Source organism: Candidatus Baltobacteraceae bacterium (assembly GCA_036489885.1).
GTDB lineage: Bacteria > Vulcanimicrobiota > Vulcanimicrobiia > Vulcanimicrobiales > Vulcanimicrobiaceae > JAFAMS01.
This window is the reverse complement of record DASXEW010000003.1, coordinates 1869720-1893888: the sequence shown is the minus strand read 5'-3', so window position 1 is coordinate 1893888 and position 24169 is coordinate 1869720. Positions and strand designations below refer to the sequence as shown.

General features: G+C 59.9%; 21 protein-coding genes. 2 read left to right on the top strand and 19 right to left on the bottom strand.

The genetic code is table 11. The features are described 5' to 3' along the window. The first annotated feature begins 8 nt into the window (after positions 1–8). Positions 9–1322: a hydroxyacid-oxoacid transhydrogenase gene (locus VGG22_15310; GenBank protein ID HEY1729742.1), complete on the top strand. Its 1314-nt coding sequence runs from the start codon at positions 9–11 to the stop codon at positions 1320–1322. Positions 1323–1441: 119 nt separating this feature from the next. On the opposite strand, the gene VGG22_15305 is transcribed toward VGG22_15310, so the two are convergent. The 16 genes from VGG22_15305 to VGG22_15230 all read right to left on the bottom strand — a co-directional run bounded on the left by VGG22_15305 (position 1442) and on the right by VGG22_15230 (position 18037). Continuing rightward, positions 1442–2164 carry an ABC transporter ATP-binding protein gene (locus VGG22_15305; GenBank protein HEY1729741.1) on the bottom strand — a complete coding sequence of 241 codons (723 nt, stop codon included), beginning with the start codon at positions 2162–2164 and terminating at the stop codon, positions 1442–1444. Continuing rightward, positions 2157–2942, bottom strand: coding sequence for an ABC transporter ATP-binding protein (locus VGG22_15300; protein ID HEY1729740.1), 786 nt, complete (start codon positions 2940–2942; stop codon positions 2157–2159). The genes VGG22_15305 and VGG22_15300 overlap by 8 nt, the downstream gene beginning before the upstream one ends. Then, entirely contained in the window at positions 2939–3949 is a 1011-nt protein-coding gene (locus VGG22_15295; GenBank protein HEY1729739.1) for a branched-chain amino acid ABC transporter permease, read from the bottom strand. The genes VGG22_15300 and VGG22_15295 overlap by 4 nt, the downstream gene beginning before the upstream one ends. After that, positions 3946–4815, bottom strand: a complete 870-nt coding sequence (locus tag VGG22_15290) for a branched-chain amino acid ABC transporter permease (protein ID HEY1729738.1) — start codon at positions 4813–4815, stop codon at positions 3946–3948. Before VGG22_15290 ends, VGG22_15295 begins: the two co-directional genes overlap by 4 nt. 86 nt (positions 4816–4901) lie before the next feature. After that, the gene (locus VGG22_15285) at positions 4902–6161 is read right to left on the bottom strand and encodes an ABC transporter substrate-binding protein (protein HEY1729737.1); all 1260 of its coding nucleotides are present in this window, start codon (positions 6159–6161) and stop codon (positions 4902–4904) included. Between the two features lie 74 nt (positions 6162–6235). Further along, positions 6236–7558, bottom strand: coding sequence for an aspartate aminotransferase family protein (locus VGG22_15280; GenBank protein ID HEY1729736.1), 1323 nt, complete (start codon positions 7556–7558; stop codon positions 6236–6238). Positions 7559–7572: 14 nt separating this feature from the next. After that, entirely contained in the window at positions 7573–8235 is a 663-nt protein-coding gene (locus tag VGG22_15275; protein ID HEY1729735.1) for an amino acid ABC transporter permease, read from the bottom strand. After that, a complete protein-coding gene (locus tag VGG22_15270; GenBank protein ID HEY1729734.1) occupies positions 8232–8906 on the bottom strand; it encodes an amino acid ABC transporter permease in 675 nt (224 codons plus the stop codon). The genes VGG22_15275 and VGG22_15270 overlap by 4 nt, the downstream gene beginning before the upstream one ends. Before the next feature lie 6 nt (positions 8907–8912). Beyond that, complete coding sequence (locus VGG22_15265; protein ID HEY1729733.1) at positions 8913–9698, bottom strand: transporter substrate-binding domain-containing protein; 786 nt, start codon at positions 9696–9698, stop codon at positions 8913–8915. 77 nt (positions 9699–9775) lie between these two features. Beyond that, complete coding sequence (locus VGG22_15260; GenBank protein HEY1729732.1) at positions 9776–10549, bottom strand: amino acid ABC transporter ATP-binding protein; 774 nt, start codon at positions 10547–10549, stop codon at positions 9776–9778. Continuing rightward, the gene (locus VGG22_15255; protein ID HEY1729731.1) at positions 10546–11808 is read right to left on the bottom strand and encodes an amidase; all 1263 of its coding nucleotides are present in this window, start codon (positions 11806–11808) and stop codon (positions 10546–10548) included. The genes VGG22_15260 and VGG22_15255 overlap by 4 nt, the downstream gene beginning before the upstream one ends. Further along, complete coding sequence (locus VGG22_15250) at positions 11805–12743, bottom strand: bifunctional enoyl-CoA hydratase/phosphate acetyltransferase (protein ID HEY1729730.1); 939 nt, start codon at positions 12741–12743, stop codon at positions 11805–11807. The genes VGG22_15255 and VGG22_15250 overlap by 4 nt, the downstream gene beginning before the upstream one ends. After that, positions 12718–14484 (bottom strand): sulfoacetaldehyde acetyltransferase, encoded by a 1767-nt coding sequence (xsc, locus tag VGG22_15245; protein ID HEY1729729.1) that lies wholly within the window; start codon positions 14482–14484, stop codon positions 12718–12720. The genes VGG22_15250 and xsc overlap by 26 nt, the downstream gene beginning before the upstream one ends. Positions 14485–14495: 11 nt before the next feature. After that, on the bottom strand, positions 14496–15377 hold the full coding sequence (locus tag VGG22_15240) for a CoA-binding protein (GenBank protein ID HEY1729728.1): 882 nt from the start codon (positions 15375–15377) through the stop codon (positions 14496–14498). After that, positions 15374–16498 (bottom strand): ATP-grasp domain-containing protein, encoded by a 1125-nt coding sequence (locus tag VGG22_15235; GenBank protein HEY1729727.1) that lies wholly within the window; start codon positions 16496–16498, stop codon positions 15374–15376. The genes VGG22_15240 and VGG22_15235 overlap by 4 nt, the downstream gene beginning before the upstream one ends. Before the next feature lie 111 nt (positions 16499–16609). Further along, a complete protein-coding gene (locus tag VGG22_15230; GenBank protein HEY1729726.1) occupies positions 16610–18037 on the bottom strand; it encodes an aldehyde dehydrogenase family protein in 1428 nt (475 codons plus the stop codon). A 140-nt stretch (positions 18038–18177) separates the two neighbouring features. Here VGG22_15230 and VGG22_15225 point away from each other — a divergent pair, with 140 nt between their 5' ends. After that, positions 18178–18882, top strand: a complete 705-nt coding sequence (locus VGG22_15225; protein HEY1729725.1) for a GntR family transcriptional regulator — start codon at positions 18178–18180, stop codon at positions 18880–18882. Here the strand turns inward: VGG22_15225 and VGG22_15220 are convergent. Genes VGG22_15220 through VGG22_15210 form a run of 3 tightly spaced genes read right to left on the bottom strand, consistent with a single transcriptional unit; the run spans position 18854 to position 24167 of the window. Next, positions 18854–19810, bottom strand: a complete 957-nt coding sequence (locus VGG22_15220) for a cation:proton antiporter (protein HEY1729724.1) — start codon at positions 19808–19810, stop codon at positions 18854–18856. The two genes, VGG22_15225 and VGG22_15220, sit on opposite strands and share 29 nt — an antisense overlap. Further along, entirely contained in the window at positions 19807–22650 is a 2844-nt protein-coding gene (locus tag VGG22_15215; protein ID HEY1729723.1) for a molybdopterin-dependent oxidoreductase, read from the bottom strand. The genes VGG22_15220 and VGG22_15215 overlap by 4 nt, the downstream gene beginning before the upstream one ends. Next, positions 22647–24167 carry a 4Fe-4S dicluster domain-containing protein gene (locus tag VGG22_15210; GenBank protein HEY1729722.1) on the bottom strand — a complete coding sequence of 507 codons (1521 nt, stop codon included), beginning with the start codon at positions 24165–24167 and terminating at the stop codon, positions 22647–22649. Before VGG22_15210 ends, VGG22_15215 begins: the two co-directional genes overlap by 4 nt. Between the last annotated feature and the right edge of the window lie 2 nt (positions 24168–24169).

Here is a 24169-nt window from a genome sequence, read left to right as displayed (position 1 = left end):
CGGCAGACATGATTTGCTGCCAGCACGAGCACTATGCACCGACCGCGACGGGCGACTATGGTTTCGAAGTCGACGGAGCACGGATCAAATACGGACGTGGCGTCCTCTCCGAGGTCGGCGAAGCCGCCAAAGCACTCGGCATGACGCGCGTCGCGGTCTTCATCGACCCGTTTCTGCGCCGCCAAGAGTTCGTCGAGAAGGCGCTTACGTCGCTGCGCGAAGCCAAGATCGATTCCGAGACGTACACCGATATAACGGTGGAGCCGACCGACGTTTCGTTCAAAAAAGCGGCCGCGTTCGCCGTCCGAGGAAAATTCGACGGCTATATCTCGATCGGCGGCGGTTCAACGATCGATACGACCAAAGCAGCCGATCTCTACGCAACGTATCCCGCGGAATTCATGGACTACGTCAACGCACCGATCGGCGCCGGGAAACCGGTACCGGGCCCGTTGCGCCCGCACATTGCGTGCCCGACGACCTCGGGAACCGGAAGCGAGTGCACCGGCATCGCGATCTTCGATTATCTCGAAATGGAAGCGAAGACCGGAATCCGTGCGCGCGAGCTGCGCCCGACGCTCGGCATCATCGACCCCGACGTCACGCGCTCGCTGCCGCCGATGGTCGTAGCCTGTAGCGGATTCGATGTTCTCAGCCATGCGCTCGAATCGTACACGGCGCTTCCGTTCACGCACCGGGCGCGCGTCGCGAAAGGCGTAGCGCGTCCGCTTTCTCAGGGCGCAAATCCGTACAGCGACGTCGGATGCATCAGCGCGCTCTCGATCCTCGGCCAGCACATCGCTCGTGCCGTGCACGATCCGAACGACGACGAAGCGCGCGAGCGCATGATGTTTGCGGCGATGCTCGCCGGAATCGCGTTCGGCAACGCAGGCTGCCATCTTCCGCATGGAATGTCGTACGCGGTGTCCGGACTCGTCAAGAGTTTCCGCGCTCCGGGCTACGATCCCAAAGAAGCAATGGTCCCGCACGGGATGTCGGTCATTCTCAACGCGCCGTCGGTCTTTCGCTTTACGGCACCGGCGTGTCCGGAGCGCCATTTGGAAGCGGCCGAAAAGCTCGGTGCCGATGTGCGCAGCGCCGGACCCGACGATGCGGGTCAAGTCATCAGCGAGCAGATCATCGCGCTTATGAAGCAGACTGGAATCCCGAACGGACTCTCTGCGGTCGGTTACGACAATAGCGATCTCGAATCGCTGACCGAGGGATCGTTTCCGCAAAAGGGCCTGATCAATAACGCACCGCGCGAGACATCCCGCGAGCAGTTGCGCGATCTCTACGCTAACGCGCTCGCTTACTGGTAGTCTTTCGTTTCCGTTTAGGAGCAAATCCCGGTCGGACTAACCGAATCAATTACGCGGTCCCTCGACTACGCGCTCCCGCGGAGCGTTACGCTCGGGATGACAAATAGGCAAGGCGAGCTTTATGCGGTCGCGAGGCCCATGAGGTCGCGGACACGAGCGCGATCCGCGCCCAGGTCGGCAGCAGCACCTTCATACACGATGCGTCCATCGTCGATCACGTACGCGCGTTGTGCGGCCTTGAGCGCCATCAACGCGTTTTGCTCGACGAGCAATATCGAGACGCCGTGGTTACGCAGATCCTCGATGATGCGATAGACTTCACGGACGATGATGGGCGCGAGCCCCTGCGAAGGTTCGTCGATCAGGATAAGGTCGGGATTTCCGACCAGCGCGCGTCCGATCGCGAGCATCTCTTGTTCGCCGCCTGAAAGCTTTCCCGATTTTCGTGAACGCAGCTCGACGAGCTTCGGAAAACGTTCGAAGGTGCGTTCAATCGTCCAGCCCTCACCGTTACCGCCGCGTTCGGCGAGCTGCAACGTCTCAAGGGTAGTGAGCGCACCGAACATAAGCCGTCCTTCAGGGACGTACCCGATGCCCATCTTCGCGATCTGATATGTCGGCATTCCACTCACTTCGGTTCCTTTGAATTTGACCGAACCGGAGCGCGGCGGTGTTAGGCCGAGAATACTGCGAATCGTCGTCGACTTTCCGGCGCCGTTCAGGCCTAGCAATGTGACGATCTCGCCTTTTTGAACCTTCAGCGACACACCACGAAGAATGTGGCTTTTCCCGTAGTAGGTTTGGATGTCGTTGACTTCAAGCAATGGCGCGCTATCAGACATCGGCGGTCTCCTCTTCCGCGCCGAGATATGCCTCGCGCACGCGAGAATCGTTGAGTACTTCTTGGGGGCCGCCGCGGAGCAGAGCGCGGCCACGATCCATCACCATGACCGTGTCGGCAAGACTCGAAACAAAGCGCATATTGTGCTCGACAAAGACGACGGTGAGGCCGAGACGATCGCGCAGATCGCGCACGACTTCCATTACGCGTGCCGTATCCGCTTCCGCCAAACCTGCCGTCGGTTCGTCGAGGAGTACGAGCTTCGGGTCAACGGAAAGACACGCCGCAATCTCGACCAGACGTTGACTGCCGTGCGAAAGCGACGCGACCTGCGTCTCCTTCCAGCGCTGAAGATTGACAAAGCCCAACAGTTCATCGACGCGTACGTCGGTCTCTTTCTTGCGCGCACCGAGTCCGCGCAAGCTGCCCGCGATACCCATCCTGCTGTGGACGCCGAGCGCTACGTTCTCGTACACCGTTAGCTCAGGGAAAATGCTCGGCGTTTGAAACGTCCGGCTCATCCCACGTGCAATACGCTCGTAGTTCGGCTTGCGCGTGATATCCTCACCGAGAAAGCTGACGCGGCCCGCTTCGGGGAAAAAAAATCCCGTCAGCGCGTTGAAAAAGCTTGTCTTTCCGGCTCCGTTTGGTCCTATGATCGCGTAGATCTCGCGTTCGTGGACGTCGATATCGACCTCGACGACGGCATGTACGCCGCCAAACGAGAGCGAGACTTTCTCCGCGTGCAGCATCGTCGCGCCGCCGGCAGTTGCGGTCATCCTTGCTCACTCTGCGCGAGCGCTTGTTCGGTTCGAGGACGACTCGGCGCCGTATCGACATCTTCGCTCGTCGTGGTCGGACGCGAGAGAAACCCGAGAATACCTTTCGGGAAGAACAATACGCATATGACGAATAGCGCGCCGATCATGATCTGCCACGTCTCCGTCTTGCTGCTCAAGACGTTTGCAGCGAGCGTGTAGATGATGGCGCCAATGAACGGGCCCCAAAGCGTACCGGCACCGCCGAGAATCGTCATCATGACGAAGTCACCGGATTGATGCCAGTCCATCAGCAGTGGGTACGCAAAGTTGATCGACATCGAATACAACGAGCCTGCGATGCCGGCCACCATCCCCGAGATGACCAGGGCCTTGAAGATCAGACGATCGCTGTTGATCGCGAGGTACCGCACGCGGACTTCATTCTGACTGATCGCGCGAAGCGATAACCCGAACGGAGAACGAACCAGGAACCACAGGAATACCATTACCGCAACAAAGACGACCAGCACGTAATAATAGTATTCCGGACCGTTCATCGGATTCGTTTGCGGTCCAAACAGATGCGGGCGCGAAATCGAGAACCCGTCTTCGCCGCCCGTCACATTGCTCCAGCGATACGCGATAAAATAATATACTTGCCCGAAGGCGACGGTCAGCAACGCAAAATAGATGCCGCGCCGGCGGATCAGAAACGGCGCCAGAACGAACGCGGAAAGCGTTCCTGTTAAGGCTCCGACGATCGTCGCGAGTATCATATTGTCGGGCAGGATGTAGTGACTGAAGAGCGCCGAGCCGTAAGCACCGACACCAAAGAACGCAGCATTGCCGAACGCCATGAACCCCGTGTAGCCGACCAGAATGTTGACGCTCGCTGCTGCAAGTCCGAACAGCAGCAACGACGTCCCAAGCGAAACGTTGAGCTTGATGACATTCATCCACAACGGCATTCCCAAGAGCACGATCGCAAGGATCGACATGCCGACAGTATCGAGCGTCCGCTTCATCCGAACAGACCCTCCTCACCGAAGAGCCCTCGCGGTCGAATCAACAGGACCACCGCCATGAGAACGTACGTGACGATCTCGGAAGCAGCCGGTGCATAGAGCGTCGTGACACTCTGGCCGACGCCGAGCAGCAGTCCTCCGACTAAGCACCCCGCAAGGCTGCCCATCCCGCCGATCACGACGGTGATGAACGCCGGCATCAGCAAACCGTTCCCCATCGTGGGCGAGAGACCGATCAAACCGGAGGCGAGCACTCCGGCGACCGCCGCCAAGAAGATTCCTAAACCGAAATTCATCATGTAGAGCGTTTGCGTATTGATGCCGAGCGCCGCCATCATCTCCCGGTTGAGCACGGCGCCGCGTAGCCGCAAACCTTGCCGGGTGCGATACATGAAAAACAGCAACAGCAGCATAACGACCGCAAGGACGGCCATAATAGCCAAACGATACGTCGGCAGAACAGTGTCGCCGATGATCGTCGCACCTTGAAGCGACGCCGGTGTCGAAAACGGAACTGACTGCGGTCCCCAAATCAGCCGGAAGACTTCTTCGGCGATCAACGCGAGCCCGAACGTGAGCAGCAGACTGTAGAGCGGAATGCGCTTGTAAAGCGGGGCGATCAACGTTCGTTCAACGATTAAGCCCACGACGACGGTTAAGAGCGCCGAAATTCCGAGCGCCAGCCAAAAGTTCGTTCCCCGCTGGAGGAGCACGAATGCCAAATAACCGGCGAGTGTCAGGAACGAGCCATGCGCAAGATTGACCGTACCGGTAAGGTTCATGATCAGCGATAAGCCGATGGCGATGATCGCGTAAAAGGCGCCGAGGACGATACCGTTAACGATTTCGGGGATGAGTCGTTCCATTACGTCCCTTTAATATGAATGCGTCATCCCGAGCGCCTCTTGGTGGGGTGCTCGGGATGACGGTAAGGGGTGGATTTACCTGAGTCTTATGCCGGCCAGGTGAGCTTGCAGATCTTTTCCTGCTCTGAGACCGGATGTTCGATCGCCTCTCCCGGCTGAACGTCGACCATCTTGAAGATGTCTTTCGGATTATCGGATTGACCGCCGGCGATAGTCTCGCAGAACAGCATCGGCCACGTGAGCTGATGATCGACGGCTCGATACGTTCCCGTTCCCTGTTGGAGCGGATGGAACGTCATTCCGGAAAGCTGTTTGCACACTTTTACCGGATCCGTACCCTTGGCTTCCTGAATCGCGGTCGCCATGCGCTCCACGGTGATGTACCCGAATGCGCTACGCGCAGTTGGTGGTTCTTGAAACTGCGCCATGTAGCGCGACACGAACGATTGTGCTTCCTTATTATTTCCGACGTTCTTGTAGTACCACTCGACGCCCCAATAGCCGACTTGCGCTTCCTTCGGCACGCCCCACAGCGGCTCGAGCTCGCCCTGAGGTCCGGCAACCGGGATACGCTTGAGAATTCCGAACGAATTCGCCTGTTTGAGACAATTGATCTGATCGTCGCCTTGCACCATGATGATCAGACAGTCCGGCTTCGCAGCAAGAACCTTCGTTAAGTACGCACTGAAATCGGTCGTACCAAGGGGCGTGAGATCACTGCCTACGACCTGGACGCCGAGCTTTGCTTCCATGTCCTTGTAGCCGTCGAGCAGAGAGTGCCCGAACGCGTAGTCCGGCGTGATGTAGTACCACTTCTTGCCGAACTTCTTCGAGATCGAAAGACCGGTGGCGTGCGTTTCAGCCCAGGTGCTGTGGCACGTGCGGAACGTCGTCCAGTGGCATTGTGCTCCCGTCACACTGTCAGTATGACCGCCGGAGACGAGGAACGGCCTACCGGCCTGGAAGGCCACGTTGCTGACGGCCTGCGAATTCGCGCTGTTTAACGTTCCGATCAGCACCGGAACTTTGTCGACCTCAAAAAGCTTACGCGCCTTTTCGACTGCAGTTCCGGGATTATTCGCATTGTCTTCGACTAACAGTTTGAGCTGTCGGCCGATAACGCCGCCTTTTTTGTTCCAATCGTCGACGGCCATCTGCATCCCGCGAACTTCGTTCTTCGCGGGGTACGCGTACACGCCCGTCAGCTCTTCGTTGACGCCGATGGTCAGCGTCTCCGCCGCTTCCGAACGTTTGGGAATAAAGAGGGGAGCGCCTAGAACGACTCCGCCAGTGATGGCAGCCGCCTTGACGAATTCCCGACGTGACTTGGACTTGGGTCCCTCCACAAACACCTCCTAGGCCGGCACATGGGTCGGCCGAAAACTTCGCGCCCGCAAAGCCTGCTTCGGCGCCGGGGTTTCTAGAGCGCCTTGATTGCGTCCCGCAAGATTTCGGCAGCTTGGTCGAGCTGGGCATTAGTCGTTGAGAATGGTGGAACGAAACGTAAGACTGAGCCGTTCCGCCTCAGCGTAAAATACAGGCCGTTCGTCAGGCACGCCCGGCGAAGTTTGTCGCCCACCACAAACCACGGTTCTTTCGTCCCGCGGTCCTTCACGAACTCGATCCCGTGGATCAAGCCCTTCCCGCGGACGTCGCCGATCGTTTCGAATTCGTCTTGGAGCTTGCGCAGATGGGCCTGGAAGTAGCGCTCGATCTCCTTGGCGCGCTCTCCCAGCTTCTCGTCTTCTATGATCTGCAGACTCTCGATACCGGCTCGGCACGCGAGCGGGTCGGCATCGTGGGAGTGATTGATCTGGTAGCCGTTCTTCCTTAAACGCTGCTCGATGTCTTCAGAGGTAATCACCGCGCTGATCGTGATGCCGCCGCCGAAGTGTTTCGAGATCGCGACGATGTCGGGCGTGACGTTGCCCTCTTCTTGCTGGAACGCATACGTCGAGCCGAGCTTCCCCAAACCCGTCTGCGCCTCGTCCAGGACGAGTAGCATCCCGCGTTCGTCGCACTTCTCTTCGACGCGTTTCATCCAACCGGCCGGCGGCGAGATGACGCCTCCCGCGCTGAACAGCGGCTCGGTGATCACCGCGGCCTGATGTCCGGTCGACTCGGCATCGAACAGCTCGAAGCTGGCGTCCACGCACGCAAGCTTGCAATCCGGGAACGTCTTATTGATTGGGCACCGGTAGCAGTACGGTGCGAACATCGCATACGAGCCCGGCGCGAACGGACCGATCTTGTTACGCCAGCCGGCATGCGTCACCGAACGCGGAACCTCCGAGAGACCGTGATAGCTCGCGTGCGGGCTCATGATCTCGTAACCGTCGGTGGCCTTTTTCGACATCGTCATCGCGGCTTCGATCGATTCGCAGCCGGAGCCGTGAAAGACGCTCTTCTTGAGCGGCTCGGGCGACATCTGACCGATCTTTGCGGCCAGCATGATCTCGTAGACGCTGTAGAACGTATTGCTCGAGTTACTGATCGTCTCTGCGGCTTCCGCGACCGCAGCCGCGATGCGCGGATGATTGTGTCCGAGCGCCGCGCACATCTCGCCAGAATTAAAATCGAGATACTCTTTGCCGTTGATGTCCGTGACGACCGAACCTTTGGCCTTGTTCAAGATCGGCGCTTCTTTGGGCGATCGGTCCGGACGGTGGGCCAGAGAGTATTTTTGCGCGAGCTCGCGCAGCTCGGCTTCGGGGAGAGACTTCGCGGGGCTATCGGTAAGCATGTATCTTTCCTTATTTAGACGACGAGACGTTTCTCGAGGGAATTTGCATATTGTGAGATCGGGAAACAGATTGCGAAAAAGACGACGAGGATCGCGGCATAAACTTCGATCGCGTGCGGATTGCCGGTCTGCAGAGTCAAGCGTTCGACGGATTGTTTGCCGGCTTCAAGGACGTCGAGCACACCGATAACGGCAGCCAGCGTCGTGGTCTGGATCAGATTGGCGAGCATGCCGACGAGCGGTGGAATCATGCGTCGCAGAGCCTGCGGCAAGATAATCAGGCGCATCACGCTCAGCCAGCCGAGACCGAGCGCAGCGCCGGCCGTGAATTGATCGCGGGGAATCGATTTAATCGCACCGCGGACGATCTCGGCGATGTTCGCGCTGGCCCAGAGCGTAAGCCCGACCGCGGCGGCGATGAATGCGTTCACGTAGACGTGTATGGTCGGCAGCGCAAAGAAAATAAAAAACAGCGAGACGACGGTGGGCAGTCCGCGCCAAAACTCGATATACGCTCGCAATGCAAGCTCGAGCGGAAGCGAACGAATCACGCTGAGCGTCCCGAGGACGATGCCGACGAGCGTGCTCGCAACCACGGTAATCAGGCACAGCGCAATCGTCGTGCGCAATCCGCCGAGCATGTACGTGGCGACGGGGCCTACCCAGTCGGTGCTCAAATGCTGAATCCCGGGATCGCCATGCGACGCTCGGCCCAGTGCATGACGATCGAAAGCGCCCAAACGACGACCAGATAGATGATGGCGATTGTGAAGAACATCTCGTAGACGCGAAATGTTTGACCGACGATGGAGACCGCTCTGTCGGTAAGCTCCGGAAAGCCGATCGCAACCATCAGCGACGAGCCTTTGAGCACCGAGATGCAGGTGTTCGTGACCGACGGCATTGCGGTGCGAATTCCGATCGGGAAGGTCACATAACGAAAGGCTTGCCATGGAGAAAGTCCGAGTGCACGCGCACCTTCGCGGAAACCCGCAGCAGTCGACGTGAAGCCGGCGCGAAAGTTCTCGACGTTGTACGATCCGCCGTGAATCATCAGCGTCACCCACGCGACCGTGAAACCGCTTAGACGCAGCCCTAGCTCGGGTAAGGCGAAATACAGGAAAAAGAGCTGCACGAGAAACGGCGTGTTGCGGATGAACTCGACGTACACCCGAACGATGCCGCTGACTACGGGCAGCTCAAAGGTTCGTACGGCGCCGCCCGCGATCCCGATGACGAGCGCGCCGATGATGCCGATCAGGCTCACCTCCAACGTCAACAGCAGTCCACCCAAAAGATTGGGCAGATTCTGCCAGATGATCGCGGGATCGAAGGTGTAGCCGCTCATCCGGCTTCAGCAGTGAACGACGGGACCTGCTGGATAGTTGAGATCGTGCCCCGGACGCGGCATCGACTCTGAGAACAGATCCTGGAGGTGTTTGTCGGGGACCCACTTCTTGAACTGACTGAAAAAGAAGTCTTGGGATTGCAACTTGGTGATCGCAGCGTCGACCCACTTGATCATTGCGTCGTCGTCGAGACGCATGCCGACGCCGTACTTGCTCGAGTAGAGCGCGCCGACGACGGTCAATGATGGATCCTTGCCGGCAAGTCCGATCAACAACGTATCGTCGTCCGCATATCCGACGCCGCGGCCTTCTTTGAGCGCAATCAGCGCTTGGCTCGTCGTCTCGTATTCCGTGACCTTAGCGCTCGGAAGGCAATCGTTGAACCACTTACCGTACGGCGTGCCCTTAAGCGTGAGGACGGTCTTGCCGCCAAAGTCCTTGACGCCGTTGATTCCGGACGCTTTCGTGACGATCACACGGCCGGTTTGCGAAAAGTACGGCTTCGAGAACGCGATGACGCGGGCGCGATCCGCGTTGTATCCCAGCGTCGCAATAACGATGTCGACCCGATGCGTCGTGAGGTACGGAATTCGGTCTGCGCTCGAGACGCACTGGGTCTGCACCGCATTCGGATTGCCGAGCGCAAGCTGTGCGAGCTCACGCGCGAAATCAACGTCATAGCCAACCGTGTTTCCGCTGGTGTCGACGTAGCCGAACGGCGGATAGTCGCACTTGACGCCGACCGTTAGCACCCCTTTGGCTCTGAGCTCTGCCGGAACCGCAACTGACATCTTCGTTGGTGCAGCGCTTGAACCGGAAGAGACCGATACGAGTAAAACAGGAATTGCCAATAACCAAAATAGCTTTCTCATGTGCCTCCTTGACTGACCGGAGCGCCCTCCGCATCGTGAAAACGCAGCAACCGTCGTAAGAACTGGCGCGTTCGTTCGTGCTGCGGCCGATCGAGCATCTCGCGCGGCTTACCTTCTTCAACGACCACGCCTTCGGCGATCAAAACCAGTCGATCGCCGACTTCGCGCGCGAATTGCATCTCGTGCGTCACGACAATCATCGTCATCCCCGATTCTGCGAGATCGCGCATCACTTCGAGGACGTCGCCGACGAGTTCCGGATCGAGGGCGGACGTAACCTCATCGAAGAGCATGACGCGCGGATCCATCATGAGAGCCCGGGCGATGGCAACGCGTTGTTGCTGGCCTCCGGAAAGCTGATGCGGATAGCTATCGGCTTTGTCGCGCAAGCCGACGCGTTCGAGCAGCGCCCGACCGCGTTGACTCGCTTCGGATTTTTGTTGGTGCAACGCTTGCGTCGGCGCGAGTGTAAGATTGTCGATGACGCGCAGATGCGGAAAGAGATTGAAGTGTTGGAAGACCATTCCGACTTGGCGCCGCACCGCGTTGACGTTGACGCCCGGGTCCGTGATGACTTGCCCGTCGACGATGATGCGGCCGCGCTGAATCGGCTCCAGCAGATTGATACAACGCAGAAGCGTGCTCTTACCGCCGCCGCTCGGGCCGATGACGACAAGAACTTCGCCACGTTCGACCTGCAGACTGACGCCGCGCAACACCACGTTCGCATCGAAGCGCTTCTCGACGTCCTCGACTTGAATCAGGCTCACGTGAGTTGATTCTCAGCCCAGCGCGCAATGGCTAGCAGCATAAGGTCGTCGCCGCGTTTTGCCACGAGCTGCATACCGATTGGTAAACCTGTCGCATCGAATCCGACCGGAATCGAGATCGACGGAAAACCGCCGAGCGACCACAGACGCAAGAAATGCGCATCGCCCATCGAGCCGAACTTCGGCACTTCGCCGGCGGACGGCAAGGCGATCACATCACCTTCAGAGAGAAGCGCCGAAAGCTCGCCCACAATCTGTGAACGAACGTCGCGCGCCTTTCGATAGCAAGCCGCATCTTGCGCGAGCCCTTCGGCGATCAGTTTCTCGGCACGCGGATAGCCTGAGACGCGCTCAATGAGCGGGGGCAATACTGCGGACGCTTCGTACGCAGCGATCGCGCGCCAATTACTTTCTACTTGCTCGACTACGGACGGTAGGGCGCGTTTCGTGCGCGTCGCGCCGGCCGCCACAAGCGCTTCGAGCGCCCGATCGATCGCTGCGCAAACCTGCGAACCGGAAATATCCATGCGATAGCCGAGCGCGTCAATGATGCGCGGCGCGGGTGGAGGCACCGCATCGAGCGCACCGGGATAGTAGACGGCGAAGACCTCCGCAAGATCGCTCGCCGTCCGCGCGATGATTCCCACCGTATCAAAGGTAGGCGCGAGCATCGCGACTCCGGTCGTTGGAATCGCACTGAACGTCGGCTTGAATCCGGCGACGCCGTTGAATGCTGCGGGACGCAAGGTTGAGCCGCCGGTTTGCGTTCCGAAGGCAAACGGGATCTGATGCGCTCCGACCGCAGCTCCGCTTCCCGAGCTCGAACCTCCGGGCGAATACGTAGATTCGATCGCGTTCTTGGTTGGGGCCGGATCGGCGTAAGCAAACGGCGTCGTGTGCAGCTTGCCGAGCGGGATGGCGCCTGCGCGCCGTACCGCCGCAACGCACCATGCGTCGAGTTGCGGCAGTGGCGCCGAAATGTTCGCGCCGAAGCGCGTCGGCATGTTGCGGACATCGATGACGTCCTTGACGCCGAACGGAATTCCACCAAGCGGCGCGCTCAGGTCGGCCGTGCGTGCGGCGCCGAGCGCCGCATCCCGATCGATCTCCACCCATGCCTTCAGGCGCGGTTCGTCGCGATCGATACGCGCCAGCACGAGTTCGACGAGCTCAACCGGAGAGAATAACCCGTCGCATAGCGCTCTGCGGAGCGTCGCAATCGGGCCGAATGCGAGCGTCTCGTCCGTCTGCGAAATCACGCAGCGTCCAAATAGGCTGCGGCTAGCGCGCAAGATGCGAGCCGCGCTTCGAGTGGATCAGCACGTGACGTGAGAAGAATCGGTGCTGTAGCACCGAGAACGATTCCGGGCGTAATCGCTCCGCAGAAGTGCACCATCTCCTTATAGAGCATGTTGCCGGCTTCGATCGTCGGCACGACGAGGATATCCGGATCGCCGCAAACAGGAGAGTCGATCCCTTTCGTCTTCGCCGCTTTGGCAGAGAGCGCGTTGTCAAACGCAAACGGGCCGTCGACGATGGCGCCTGTGATCTCACCGCCGCGATTCATGTCGCGCAGCGCACGTGCGTCGACCGTCGCAGGCATCGCAGAATTTACTTCTTCGGTTGCGGCGAGCACAGCGACTTTCGGCACAGCCACGCCGAGCGCGTGCGCGAGCGCGATTGCATTTTCGACAATCGCGCGTTTTGCCGCCAAGTTCGGCGCGATGTTAAAGGCGGCGTCGGTCACCAATAGTGCCTTCGGATAGATCTGTTGCGGCAGATAGCATACGAAGATGTGACTCATCGTCCGATCCGTTCGCAAGCCGCCTTCGCGGTTAAGCGTCGGACGAAGAAAATCGTCGGTGTGAATGTGCCCTTTCATCAGCATCTCGGCGTCGCCGCTTCGAACGAGGGCGACGGCACGCTCCGCAGCATCCGCGTCAGTATCTGCACCCACGATCTGCGCATCGTCAAGACGCAAGCCTTCATCGGCCGCGAGCTTGCGAATCCGCGTTTCATCGCCGACCAGCAATGGACGAACGAAGCCTTCTTCCGTTGCCCGCAGTACCGCAGCGAGCGCGTAGCTGCTGACCGGCTGAACGACCGCAACCGTGCGCGGACATTTACGTGCGCGCACGGCTGCCATCATATTTTCGAGATGCCCGAACTCAGCCCGTAAGGTGTTTATAGACATCGAGCATACGAACGGGCTTCTTGAGCGCATCGCGCCGGAACGGTTCGGCGAGCTCGACGGAGTCGACCACGAGATTGATAACGGTCGGTTTACCGCTGTCAACCGCGGTTTTCACCGCATTGCCGATCTCCGACGCCTTATCGACCTTGATGCCCTGCGCACCCATCGCACGCGCAACTTCGGCGAAGTCTGGATTCTTCAGATTGGTGCCGACGAACCGGTCACCGTAGTAGTCGACCTGGTTCTTCTTCTCGGCGCCCCACTGCGCGTTGTTCCACACGATCGCAACGACAGGGATGTTTTCGCGAACCGCGGTCATCACTTCGGGAAGACTCATTCCCCAGGCACCGTCGCCGATGAATGCGACGACCGGAAGGTCCGGACGCGCAAGCTTGGCGCCGAGCGCCGTGGGATACGAGTAGCCGCAGTTTCCAAAACTCATCGCGGCCAGGAAGCGGCGTGGATTATCAAACCGCAGATAGCTGTTCGAGACCGAGGAGATGTTGCCGATATCGGTCGTGACAACGCAATCCTTCGGAAGCGCTTCGGTGACGAGCTTGAGGGCGTGACGCGGACTAATCGGCTCGCCGGTCTTTGATGAGAGCTTCGCGAGCTCGTCGGTCCAGGATTTCTTCGCGTCCGCAATCTTTTTGAGCGTCGCTTCGTTGCGGCGGCGTCCGCCGTCGAGATTTCGTGCGTGCTCGAGCAGCCGTCCCGCCGCCGCCTTTGCATCGGCGCAAATGCCGATCGCGATCTTCTTGGTCAAACCGAGCGTACGAGCATCCGCGTCGATCTGAATGATCTTCGCATTTTTCGGCCAGTAGTCGAAGCCGTATTGCGGCGTCGTTCCGAACGGATTCAGACGGCATCCGAGTGCCAGCACGACGTCGGCTTCCGAAATCAGCTGCATTGCCGCTTTAGAACCGCAATAGCCGAGCGGCCCTACCGCCAGCTCGTGACCGGCCGGGAAGGAATCGTTGTGCAGATATGAGTTGGCTACAGGGACGCACAGAAATTCCGCGAGCGCGCGGGCTTCATCGCCGCCGCCGGCTTGCACGACGCCGCCGCCGCACACGATCAGCGGATTCTTTGCCTCGACGAGCATCCGCGCGGCGGCCTCGAGGGCATCATCCGGACCTTGGCCGCGCTCGAGGGTGAGTGACGGATAGATCTCGGTTTCGACTTCACCGTAGAAATAATCGCGCGGAATGTCGATTTGTACGGGGCCGTTTTCGGCCTTCGCAATATAGAACGCGCGGCGCAACAGCTCGGCCATACGATCCGGCCGGTTGACCTGCACTTGCCATTTTGTCATCTTCGAGAAAATCGACATCTGCTCGGCTTCTTGGAATCCACCAAGACCCGTACTCGCCGAACCGACAGACGGCGTTACGACGACCATTGGCGTGTGCGCCCAATACGCTGCCGCAACAGCAGTGACGAAGTTCGTGATGCCGGGACCGTTCTGCGCGATTGCGATCGTCGGGCGCCCAGTCATGCGTCCCCAACCGTCGGCCATGTGGACGGCGTTTTGTTCGTGCGCGACGGGCAAGAAGCGAATGCCGGCTGCCGGGAAGAGATCGAGCGCATCCATGTACGCCGATCCGACGATTCCCGGTGCAAGCGTGACGCCTTCCGCACGCAACGTTTCAACGAACGCTTCGCTCGGCGTCATCCGTGAGAGCGGCCGCGAGTAGCCCGCGGACTTGACGTCGGGTTTGGGACGAGTTTCGATGGCCATCTAGTTACCTCTCACGAGAGAACGTTGCGAAGAACCGACCCTATGTCGGATGGTGTATCAAGGACCGTTGCACCTGCGTCGCGCAGCGCCCGAACTTTCGATTCACCGCTTCCGCGCGAACCTATAACAATAGCGCCGGCATGTCCCATTCGTCTTCCGGGCGGCGCGCTGCGGCCCGCAATGAACGCGACGATCGGCTTGCGCGACGACATCTTTGTTTGCGCAGCATATTCGGCGGCCTCTTCTTCCATTGTGCCGCCAAGCTCGCCAACGATGACGACAGCTTTGGTTTTCGCGTCGCCGTCGAAGATACGCAATGCATCCGCGGTCGTCGTCCCGAGCACCGGATCGCCGCCGATGCCGAGAAACGCCGATTCGCCGAAGCCGGCGCGCACGATGTCGAGGCAAATCAGCGTGCCCAGACTTCCGCTGCGCGAGATCACACCAACCGAACCTGGCTGAAAAATATTCTCCGCGAAGCCGGGCATGATGCCGACCGCGCATTCGCCGGGCGTCACGACGCCAGCAGTATTCGGACCAACGAGCTGCGCGCCAACGCCTTTTGCGGCAGCAACGAACTCCATCACGTCGTGCACGGGAACATGCTCCGCCAGCACGACGAGATTGCGAATCCCAGCCTCGAGCGCATCGAAGACTGCGAGCTTCGTTGCCATCGGCGGCGTGAAGAGCACCGTGCAGTCGATCGAGTGCGTTGCAGCGGCTGCGACTGCCGAATCGTACACCGGAATACCGAATACATTGTTGCCGCCTTTTCCCGGGCTCGAGCCGGCAACGATCCTCGTTCCGCAAGCAAGCATTTTTTCGGTCCAAAAGGAGGCTTGTTTTCCCGTGATGCCTTGAACGAGCACGGTTTGATCCCGACGCAGAATCATGCGCGTACTCCCGCCGGCTCACGCGCGGCAGCAATCGCGGCCTTGACGGCGTCATCCATCAGCGCGAACGGCTCGATCCCTAAGCGCTCGCGAACGATCTCGATCGCGCGCTCTTCTCCGGTGCCGTGAATCGAAAAGAAGAACGGGACGCTCGGCCGCAGCGTTTCGTAGGCCTGCGCGACGCCCTCGGCCATAACGTCGGTGCGCGCAAACGCGCCGCAGAAATTGACCAGAACACTACGCACACGCGGGTTCGAGAGAACGAGCTCGAGCGCAACCGTTGCCTTCGTGTAAGCTTCGCCGCCGATCTCGAGGAAGTTCGCCGGCTTTCCACCGTGCAGATGTACGGCATCCAGCGTCGTCATCGTCAAGCCTGCGCCGTTCGCAAGCACGCCGACCTCGCCGTCCAGCTCGATAAAATACAGACTCGCGGCGCGCGCGCGTTGTTCGAGCGTCGTCCCGAGCGGACCCGTTGCAGTCTCGATGCGCGCGAATAGCTCTTTTTGACGTGGGCGCGCCGAATCGTCAAGCGTCATCTTGCAATCGAGAGCGATATAACGGCCGGAACGCTCGCGCGCAAGCGGATTGATCTCGAGCAGCTCGCAGTCGAGCGCGATGAAGCGTTCGTACATCTTTTGCATCAGCTCTGCGAGTGCGTCGTCGCCCGCGATCTCGCGCGCAGTCGCGGCATCCAAACCAGTTCGAACGTCGAGTGCCCGGCGAACGATCGTTTCGCCCTGCTCCTCGATCTCGATGCCGCCCTCGCGCGAAAAGAGCAGCAGTGGTCCGCGACTCGAGCCGTCGTTGAGAATCGCGACGTAAAGCTCGCGCTCGATGTCGGCCGCGGACTCGATCAAGACCTCATCGACGCGATGTCCGGCTACCTCGCGACCGATGAGCGCCGCCGCCTTGGCCTCCGCTTCTTCCGGGGTTTCAGCAAAAGCGATTCCGCCCGATTTGCCACGTTTGCCGGCCGGGATTTGCGCCTTGATTGCGACACGTCCGCCGAGCTTGCGAGCGTGGTCGGCTGCAGCACGTGCATCACGCGCCACCTCGCCGTCCGGCGTGACGATGCCCGCGTCGCGAAGCAACGACTTCGCGATGTATTCAGGGACGTTCACTTCAAAGGTGCTCCGCCCCAGGCTCCGCACTCCCCATGCTGCGCATGGGGCCCCCAAGCCGACCTCGCAACAACCCTGTCGCTAATGCACGATCCCACTACGCTCGGTCCGTCACCGACCAAAGCGCTTCCAATACGAACCGAACAGCGCTTCTTCAGTCGGCTTACGTTCGGGGATTTGCCGCACGAGATGTGTCGTGTTGAGGAAGTGTTTGTACGAGAGATTTTCGCTGATGCTGTTCTTTGCCCATGAACCGCAGCCCATCGTCAACGTGAAATTCAGACCGTTGTCGAATCCACCGCCGTTGTTGAAACTGTGCGGTTGATTGACGAGAACGCGAACGACGTCGAGCTCGTGGGCGAGACGCGCCGCGCGCTCCGAGGTTTTGGTATGAATCGCTACCGAGTGACCCATCCCGCTGTAGCGCAAGATGCGTCCGACCAGATCGACCGCGTCGTCGAAGGTATCGTAGCGGTACACGGTGAGCACGACCGAGAGCTTTTCGCCCGAGAATGGGAACTCGTCGCCTACGCCGGTCTCCTCGACCATAAAGAACTCAGCCGTGTGTGTCGCGGGATCTTCGAAGCCCGCAACTTCCGCGATTGTCTTCGGTGATTGCGCAACGATCTTCTGACTAAGCTTGCCGCCGGGGAACATTACCTTTTCGAGCTGCGCTTTTTGCTTGGCATCAAGCAAGTAGCCGCCTTGCCGCCGCAACGCATCGATCGTTTGCGCGTAGCGGGCGGACGGAATCAAAACGGAGTTCTCGGACGAACAGCTCGTCGCGTAGTCGAAACACTTGCTCAATTTGATCTTGGCTGCTGCATCATCGAGATCGGCCGTCTCATCGATGATCGCCGGTGTGTTTCCGGCGCCGACGCCGAGCGCCGGTGTCCCGGATGAATATGCTGCGCGAACGTTGTTTTGCGAACCGGTCGCTACCACGACGTCGGCTTGCCGCATCAGCTCGTGCGTGAGCTCTTTTGAGATCGGCTGCGGCAACATCTGCACGAGGTCCAAGGGAGCGCCGAGCTTACGCAGTTGCTCGTGCACGAGTTCTACGACGAGCTCGCATGTGGTCGCGCCTTTCGGCGAGGGCGCAAGAATCGTCGCGTTGCGTCCCTTGATGATCATCATCGTTTTGTTGATCGGGGTCGCGGACGGATTCGTCGACGGGCAGACCGCCGCGACGACACCAACCGGCTTTGCGATCAACGTTAGTCCCAGCTCGCGATCCTCGCGCATGACACCGACCGATATCGCGCCCGGATCGAGCAAGTCGCGCAGCGTGCCGAACGTCTTGCGCTGATTTTTGATGACCTTGTGCTCGTAACGGCCAAGACCCGTATCTTCGATTGCAAGCCGCGCTAAGCGCTCGGCGTTCTCGGGCTTGTAACACGCCCATGCGACCGCGGTCACAAGCTGATTCGTTTGCTCTTGCGTGTAGTCACGAATCGCGAGCTGGGCTTCGCGCCCACGCGCAATCAGCTTGGCAACGATCGTCGCCGCATCGCTACGTTGTTCAACTGCCAGTGCCATGGTTGGTGCTGGAACCCCTATTCCTCTTGACGCTCTCGGCGCTAAGCCATAGTCTAGACCTGTCCGTACATTTGTTCAATAGGCGATTCCATATGGCTCACCCTTCGAGCAGGCCCAAGCCCATCGACCGTACCGGCCCCATGCCGTTGTACGAGCAGATCAAGCTGCGCTTGCTTGAGGATTTGCAAACGCTTCCTGAAGGCGAGCAGCGTCTGCTCTCGGATGCGGCGTTGATGGAGCGCTTCGGTGTGAGTCGAATGACGGCGCGCAATGCGATTGCCGAGCTGGTGCGCCGCGGCGTCGTCAAGCGGGTACCGGGACGCGGAACGTTTCTGGTCCGGCAGGCGCGGCTCGCGCTGCACCTCGACGGCGTCGAGCGCTTCATGCAAGACTGGAATCTTCCGCATCTCGATCCGCTCGCCAAGATTCTCACATTCCGCCGCGTGTCCGCCGAACCGGACGTTGCCGCTGCACTGCAAGTGGCGCAAGGCAGCGAAGTCGTGCTCGTGCGCCGCATCCGCGTCGCTGACGACGAACCGGGCGCCTACGATGTGCGCTATGTTGCCGGCTGGTGCAGCCGCGGCATTACGCGCGAAGATGCGCGCCGGCAATCGCTCTTCGCTACGATTGCGCGCGAGAGCGGCGTGGAGGCTGCCTCCGTTGAGCAGGAAGTCGGCGCAATCAACGCCGATGCCGGCGTTGCCAAAATTCTCGGCGTCGCACGCGGACACGCGTTGCTAAGCCGTAAGGTCACCTTCTACACGAGCGGCGAGCGCCCAATTCTGTGCGGGCACAGTCTCTATCGCTCGGATCGTTTTACTTTCCAGATGCGGGCGGCGCGCTAGCTACACCGAGCGCTCGCGCAAACGTTCCCGTCGTGAGCCCTTGAATGACGACCGTTGCGACGATGACGGCCGTCGTCTTCGCGACGATCGATTCTGCGTTCGGGACCGCGAGCGCCACGACGTTCGCGGCTAGCGCGGCGGACATGACGCCCGTCTCGCGCACCCACGAAAGCATCAGAAGCTCGCGCAGATCCCAGCGGTGCACACGATCCGCCCAGAGCGACGCGAAGACCGCGGCCGGTCGAATCAACAGCATGAACGCCGCTGCGAAAAGTGCGGTCGCAACCAACGGGAATGCCGCAGTCCCGGGGTTGAGCGCAGCGCCCAAGAGAACAAAAACGATGCATCGCGCGACGACCGTAAGCGCAGAGAAGATCCGTTGACGCTCACCGCGATGTGCGAGTCCCGCCACGAATGCCGCGCCGTAGAGCAGCGTGACGGCGACGGTGGAAACGGCTGAAGCCGAGTTCATATGTCCTCTCTGCACGATCGCGAGCGCAAAGATCGTCAACACCGCACCGATCACGTCGTTGAGCGCCGATTCTGCCTGCGCAACATTGCTGATGCGCTGCGAAACACCGGACTGCCGCAATATCGGAATCACCGCGGCCGGATCCGTCGCCGCAATGATGGTCCCGAAGAGAACGGCCGTCGGCCAATCCCACCCGAAGGCAACGTGCGATGCCAGCGCTGCGAGCCCCGCCGTAATGACGACGCCTACGGTGACGAGTAATACCAGACTGCGCCACGCCGAGCCGAGATGCTCGCGGTCGAGATCGTGTCCGCAATCGTACAAGATGACGGAAGCCGCGAGCGCGATGAGGACGCCGCTTGCCTGTGAAGCCAGCGGAATATGAATGACGCGCAACCCCGCGTCGCCGAGCACAAAGCCGATCGCGAGGAATCCCAGAACGTCCGGGAACTTCAAACGGGGAGTTTGTATTCGTTACGGCTCGGACGCAGTGGACGAAGGAACCACCACGGGCGTCGCGTCGCGTTGGGCGAATAGCGGCTGGCGGGGCGCGTCATCGCTTTCCATTTCGTGTAGGCCGCGCGACTCTTTTCGGTATCGACGAACACGTTGCCGTACGCGTCGCCGGGTTGCGCCCGCTCGACGGTAACGGCTTGGTGCCAACAGTGCATCCCCGAAATCGGGTCTGGCTGCACGCAGAATGTCAGATTCTGATGAACGCCGACGTCGGTCCACCAAATGCGCTGCGTGTCGGGATCGTCCGACTTAAATGGCGAGATGCCCGCTTTGCGTCGCATGCTCCAGCGCGATTCGTCTCGATCGAGACCGACCGTCGCAGCCATCTGCCGTTGACCGGTCTCACCCACCTTCCAACGGCCCATGTGGTGACTGCAAGCAACGACTCCCGGACGAATCCCCTCCGTCACCCACGCCTTGAGCACGAAGTAACCGATCTCGGTCGTGATGCGGACGAGATCGCCCGTCGTGATCCCGCCAAGCTTTTCTGCATCGATCGGATTGATCCACAGCGGATTGACGTGCGCGAGCTCGTCGAGCCATTTCGCATTTGCGCTGCGCGTGTGAATCTGCGTCGGCAAACGGAAAATCGGATTGAGCACCATCTGCCCGGGCTTCAGGTTATCGGGATGAACGTGACTCTTGATGTACTGCGGCGTCGCGTATTCGCGCCAACCCCATGTCGCAAGCGTCGAGGAATAGAATTCGAGCTTACCGCTCGGCGTCGGCCAGCCGCGCAGGATTTGACCATCGACCTGCACGCCTACGGGGCGGCGTCCATCCGGATCGTCGTCGGGCGCGGGAAGCGGAACGATGTTTTCAGGCGCTGGCTTCGCGGCGCGCGTGTAGACGCGCCCTAATTCCGAGACCGCGACGTCTTCGAGCTCGCTTTGCGGTACGGAGATCTCGTGCTGCGCACCGATATTGCGTGCAACTTCGAAGGCCCCGTACTTACGCATGAATGCAAGCGGCGTCAAATTTTCTGCAGCGGCACGTTCCGGCAATCCGGGCACAGAGTTCTCGAATATAAAACCGTAGTACTCATCGAGCGTCAGCTTCTCTCCAGGCTTCTTCTTCGATTCGAAGTACTTGCGGATGCCGAGCTTGCCGTCGGGATCGATGCGCCACGACATCTCGATCCAAAACTCGTTCTCTTCCCAAACTTGACCGGGGTTGGCGTCGCGGGTGTCGGTGAATTTTTCGCCGTCGCGTTCGCGCGCCGTCCGTACGACGGGTTGACGGAATCCGAGCCACTGGGCGTCGTGCGTTTCGTACGAATGAATATCGTGACGTTCCGGACCGAGACCCATCGGTAAGACGTAGTCCGCGAAATACGCGGTTTCGCTCCACGTCGGCGTCAGCGCGACGTGCAAGCCGATTCGACCGGTCTCCTTGAACATCTCGATCCACGACATACCATCCGGATTCGTCCAAACGGGGTTGTAGACGCGCGTGAAGTAAACGTCGAGTTTGCGGTTCTGGTCTCGCAGCAAATGCGGCAACAAGAACGACATCTCGTGATAGGCTAGAGGATATTGCTCAGGCCACGTTACGTTGTTCCAACGCTTCGGATGCGGCGTCGCGTGAATGGGCTTCGGAACGAACTTGTTCCACGCATTCGGATAGACGCCGCCCTCGGTCGCAACTGCACCCATGAGCGCATTTAAAAGGAAGAGCGTGCGCGATACTTGCCAACCGCCAAGATGCCCGGCCGCTGCGGAGCGCCAATTGTGGCTCGACAGCCGCGTACCAGCGCCGGCGACGACATCAGTAATCGTGCGCAACTGGTCGATGGCGACGCCGGCTTCTTGGGCCGCATACTCAAACGTGAAATCAGAATACAGCTCGAGGAACGCCTTCTCGAAGCTTTCGAACGTGCGCGGAAGTTCCGGCCGCTCGTTCGCAAGATATTCATCCCAGTTCCACCAGCGACGCACGAACTCACGATTGTAGCGTCCCGTCTCGACCAGATTGCGCGCCATGGCGAGCAGAATCGCGGCCTCGCTCCCAGGTTGCGGGGCGAGCCAATGGTCGGCGTGTGTCGCCGTGTTCGATAGGCGAATGTCGAATACGATGATCTTCGCGCCGGCCGCCTTTGCCTCAATGATTCGCTGCGCGTGCGGATTGAAATAATGCCCGGCTTCGAGATGCGAGCTTATGAGGAAGATGACGTCCGCATTTGCGTGATCGGGGCTGGGACGATCGATACCCATCCAGAACGCATAGCCGGCGCGAGCTGCCGAGCTGCAGATATTCGTGTGGGAGTTGTGTCCGTCGATGCCCCATGCGCCCATGACGCGTTCGGTGTAACCGTCCTCGCCTGGACGGCCCACGTGATACATGATCTCGTTCTCGCGCTCTTCGACGATTGCACGGCGAATGCGGGCGGCGATGTCGTCGAGCGCCTCATCCCAACCAACCTGCACCCATTTACCGTCGCCACGTTCGCCGGCACGCTTGAGCGGAAACGCGATTCTATCAACGTCTTTGACTTGATTGATCGTTGCCGGGCCCTTTGCGCAATTTCGTCCGCGCGAACCCGGATGTTCGGGATTGCCTTCAAACTTGCGGATCTCGCCCGTCTCTTTATCGATGTACGCCAGCAGTCCGCACGCCGATTCGCAATTGAAGCACGTTGTCGGAACGAGCGAATAATGGTGCTCTTCGCGCTGCGGCCAGGCCTTGGACTCGATCTCGACCCAGTCGTTCCAGCGCTCTTTGGGTGGAAACGACGCCAGATGCGTCCGGCTAGGGCCCTGATAGAACGTTTCGTCGCTCATGCCAACGGTACCGATTGGCCGGCTTGCACGTACGCGTGCTCGTACAAGAACAGCGCGACGAGCGCGATGAAGATTGCAATCCACCACACCCAGGGCGCGAAGACTGCAACGGCTATACCGGCTATCGAGGGCCAGAACCAGCGTGCGTACTTGCCCGCGATCATCTGATGCGCGGCAAGCCGAGCGTGTGCAGTCGGATGTCCGAGTGTAAACTCAGCCAGCACGAACAACAACTGCGCGAGCGCCGAAATCGAGACGAGCCACAACAGCGCGTCGCGTGAGGGCAGATCGAGCGCGATCGAAAACGCCGAGAGGACGCACGAGCCCGCGAGGATTGCCTGCACGAACAGATGCGGCGGCAAGAGCGGATTCTGCCATAGATCGCGCCCCTTGGCTTGCGCGAAGAGATAGCCGGTGTAGACGGCGGTCATGAGCGAGAGCGGAACGCCCGCGATTGCGGCGCGCTGTTGAATGACGACGTTTCCGCTCAAGCTCGCGAGAAAATGAATGAGCAAGATGATCGAGTACCCGCCGATGATGAACGCGCCGCGCACAAGCCAGCTTCGCCACTGATGCTTGGTGAAGATCAAATAGAAGCGCTCGGGATGCTCGAGATCCGCAATCAACACCAATCCGGTTATTCCAAGGAAGACGCCGGAGCCAATCGGGACAACCCAGCGCATCAACGCGCTCGTCCACGAGATCCCGCCGAAGATTGCAACCAGTACCGCAGCAAGATAGATGCCCGCAGCAAGACTCTTCGTCCACGTATAGAGGCTGACGCGCCAATCCCACGGCGCCTTGTGCGAAACATCGTACGAGAGCAGCGCGGCCGCCGACGAATTCGCATGCGGCCCCGGATGACCCGAACCAATTTCGTTTGGCCCCTGCGGCTGCGTCGCCCACGCGTAGAGGTCTCCCGGAGGACGTCTCGCTGCAATCGGATCGAGCGTCGCTTGATGCGCGCCGCGATAGAACAATTTCGGATGCGTTTCCTTCTCCGGACGGCGCACATTGACGGGCTGACGGTTGATGATTTGCGCAACCTTGGTCGTTGGATCGTCCATGTCGCCGATGATAATCGCCTCGGTCGGACAGACGACGACGCAAGCCGGCTCGAGGTTCATGTCAAGACGATGCGCACAGAAGTTGCACTTCTCGGCCGAGTGATCGCGCGGATTGATGAAGATGGCGTCGTACGGGCAGGCCGCGATACAGGCCTTACAACCGATGCAGATCGACTTATTGAAATCGACGATTCCATCGGGCCGGCGATACATCGCCGTCGTAGGACAAGCTGCGACGCACGGCGCGTCGTCGCACTGATTGCAGCGCGTTACCTGAAAGGCACGCCGAGCGGTTGGAAACGTTCCGACGTCGACCGACTTGACGTACGTACGCGTCACGGAAAGCGGAACGTCATTTTCCGATTTACAGGCCGTCGTACAGGCGTGACATCCGATGCACCTTGTATGATCGATGACCTTCGCATATCGCGGTTGGTGAGACGTCTCCACTG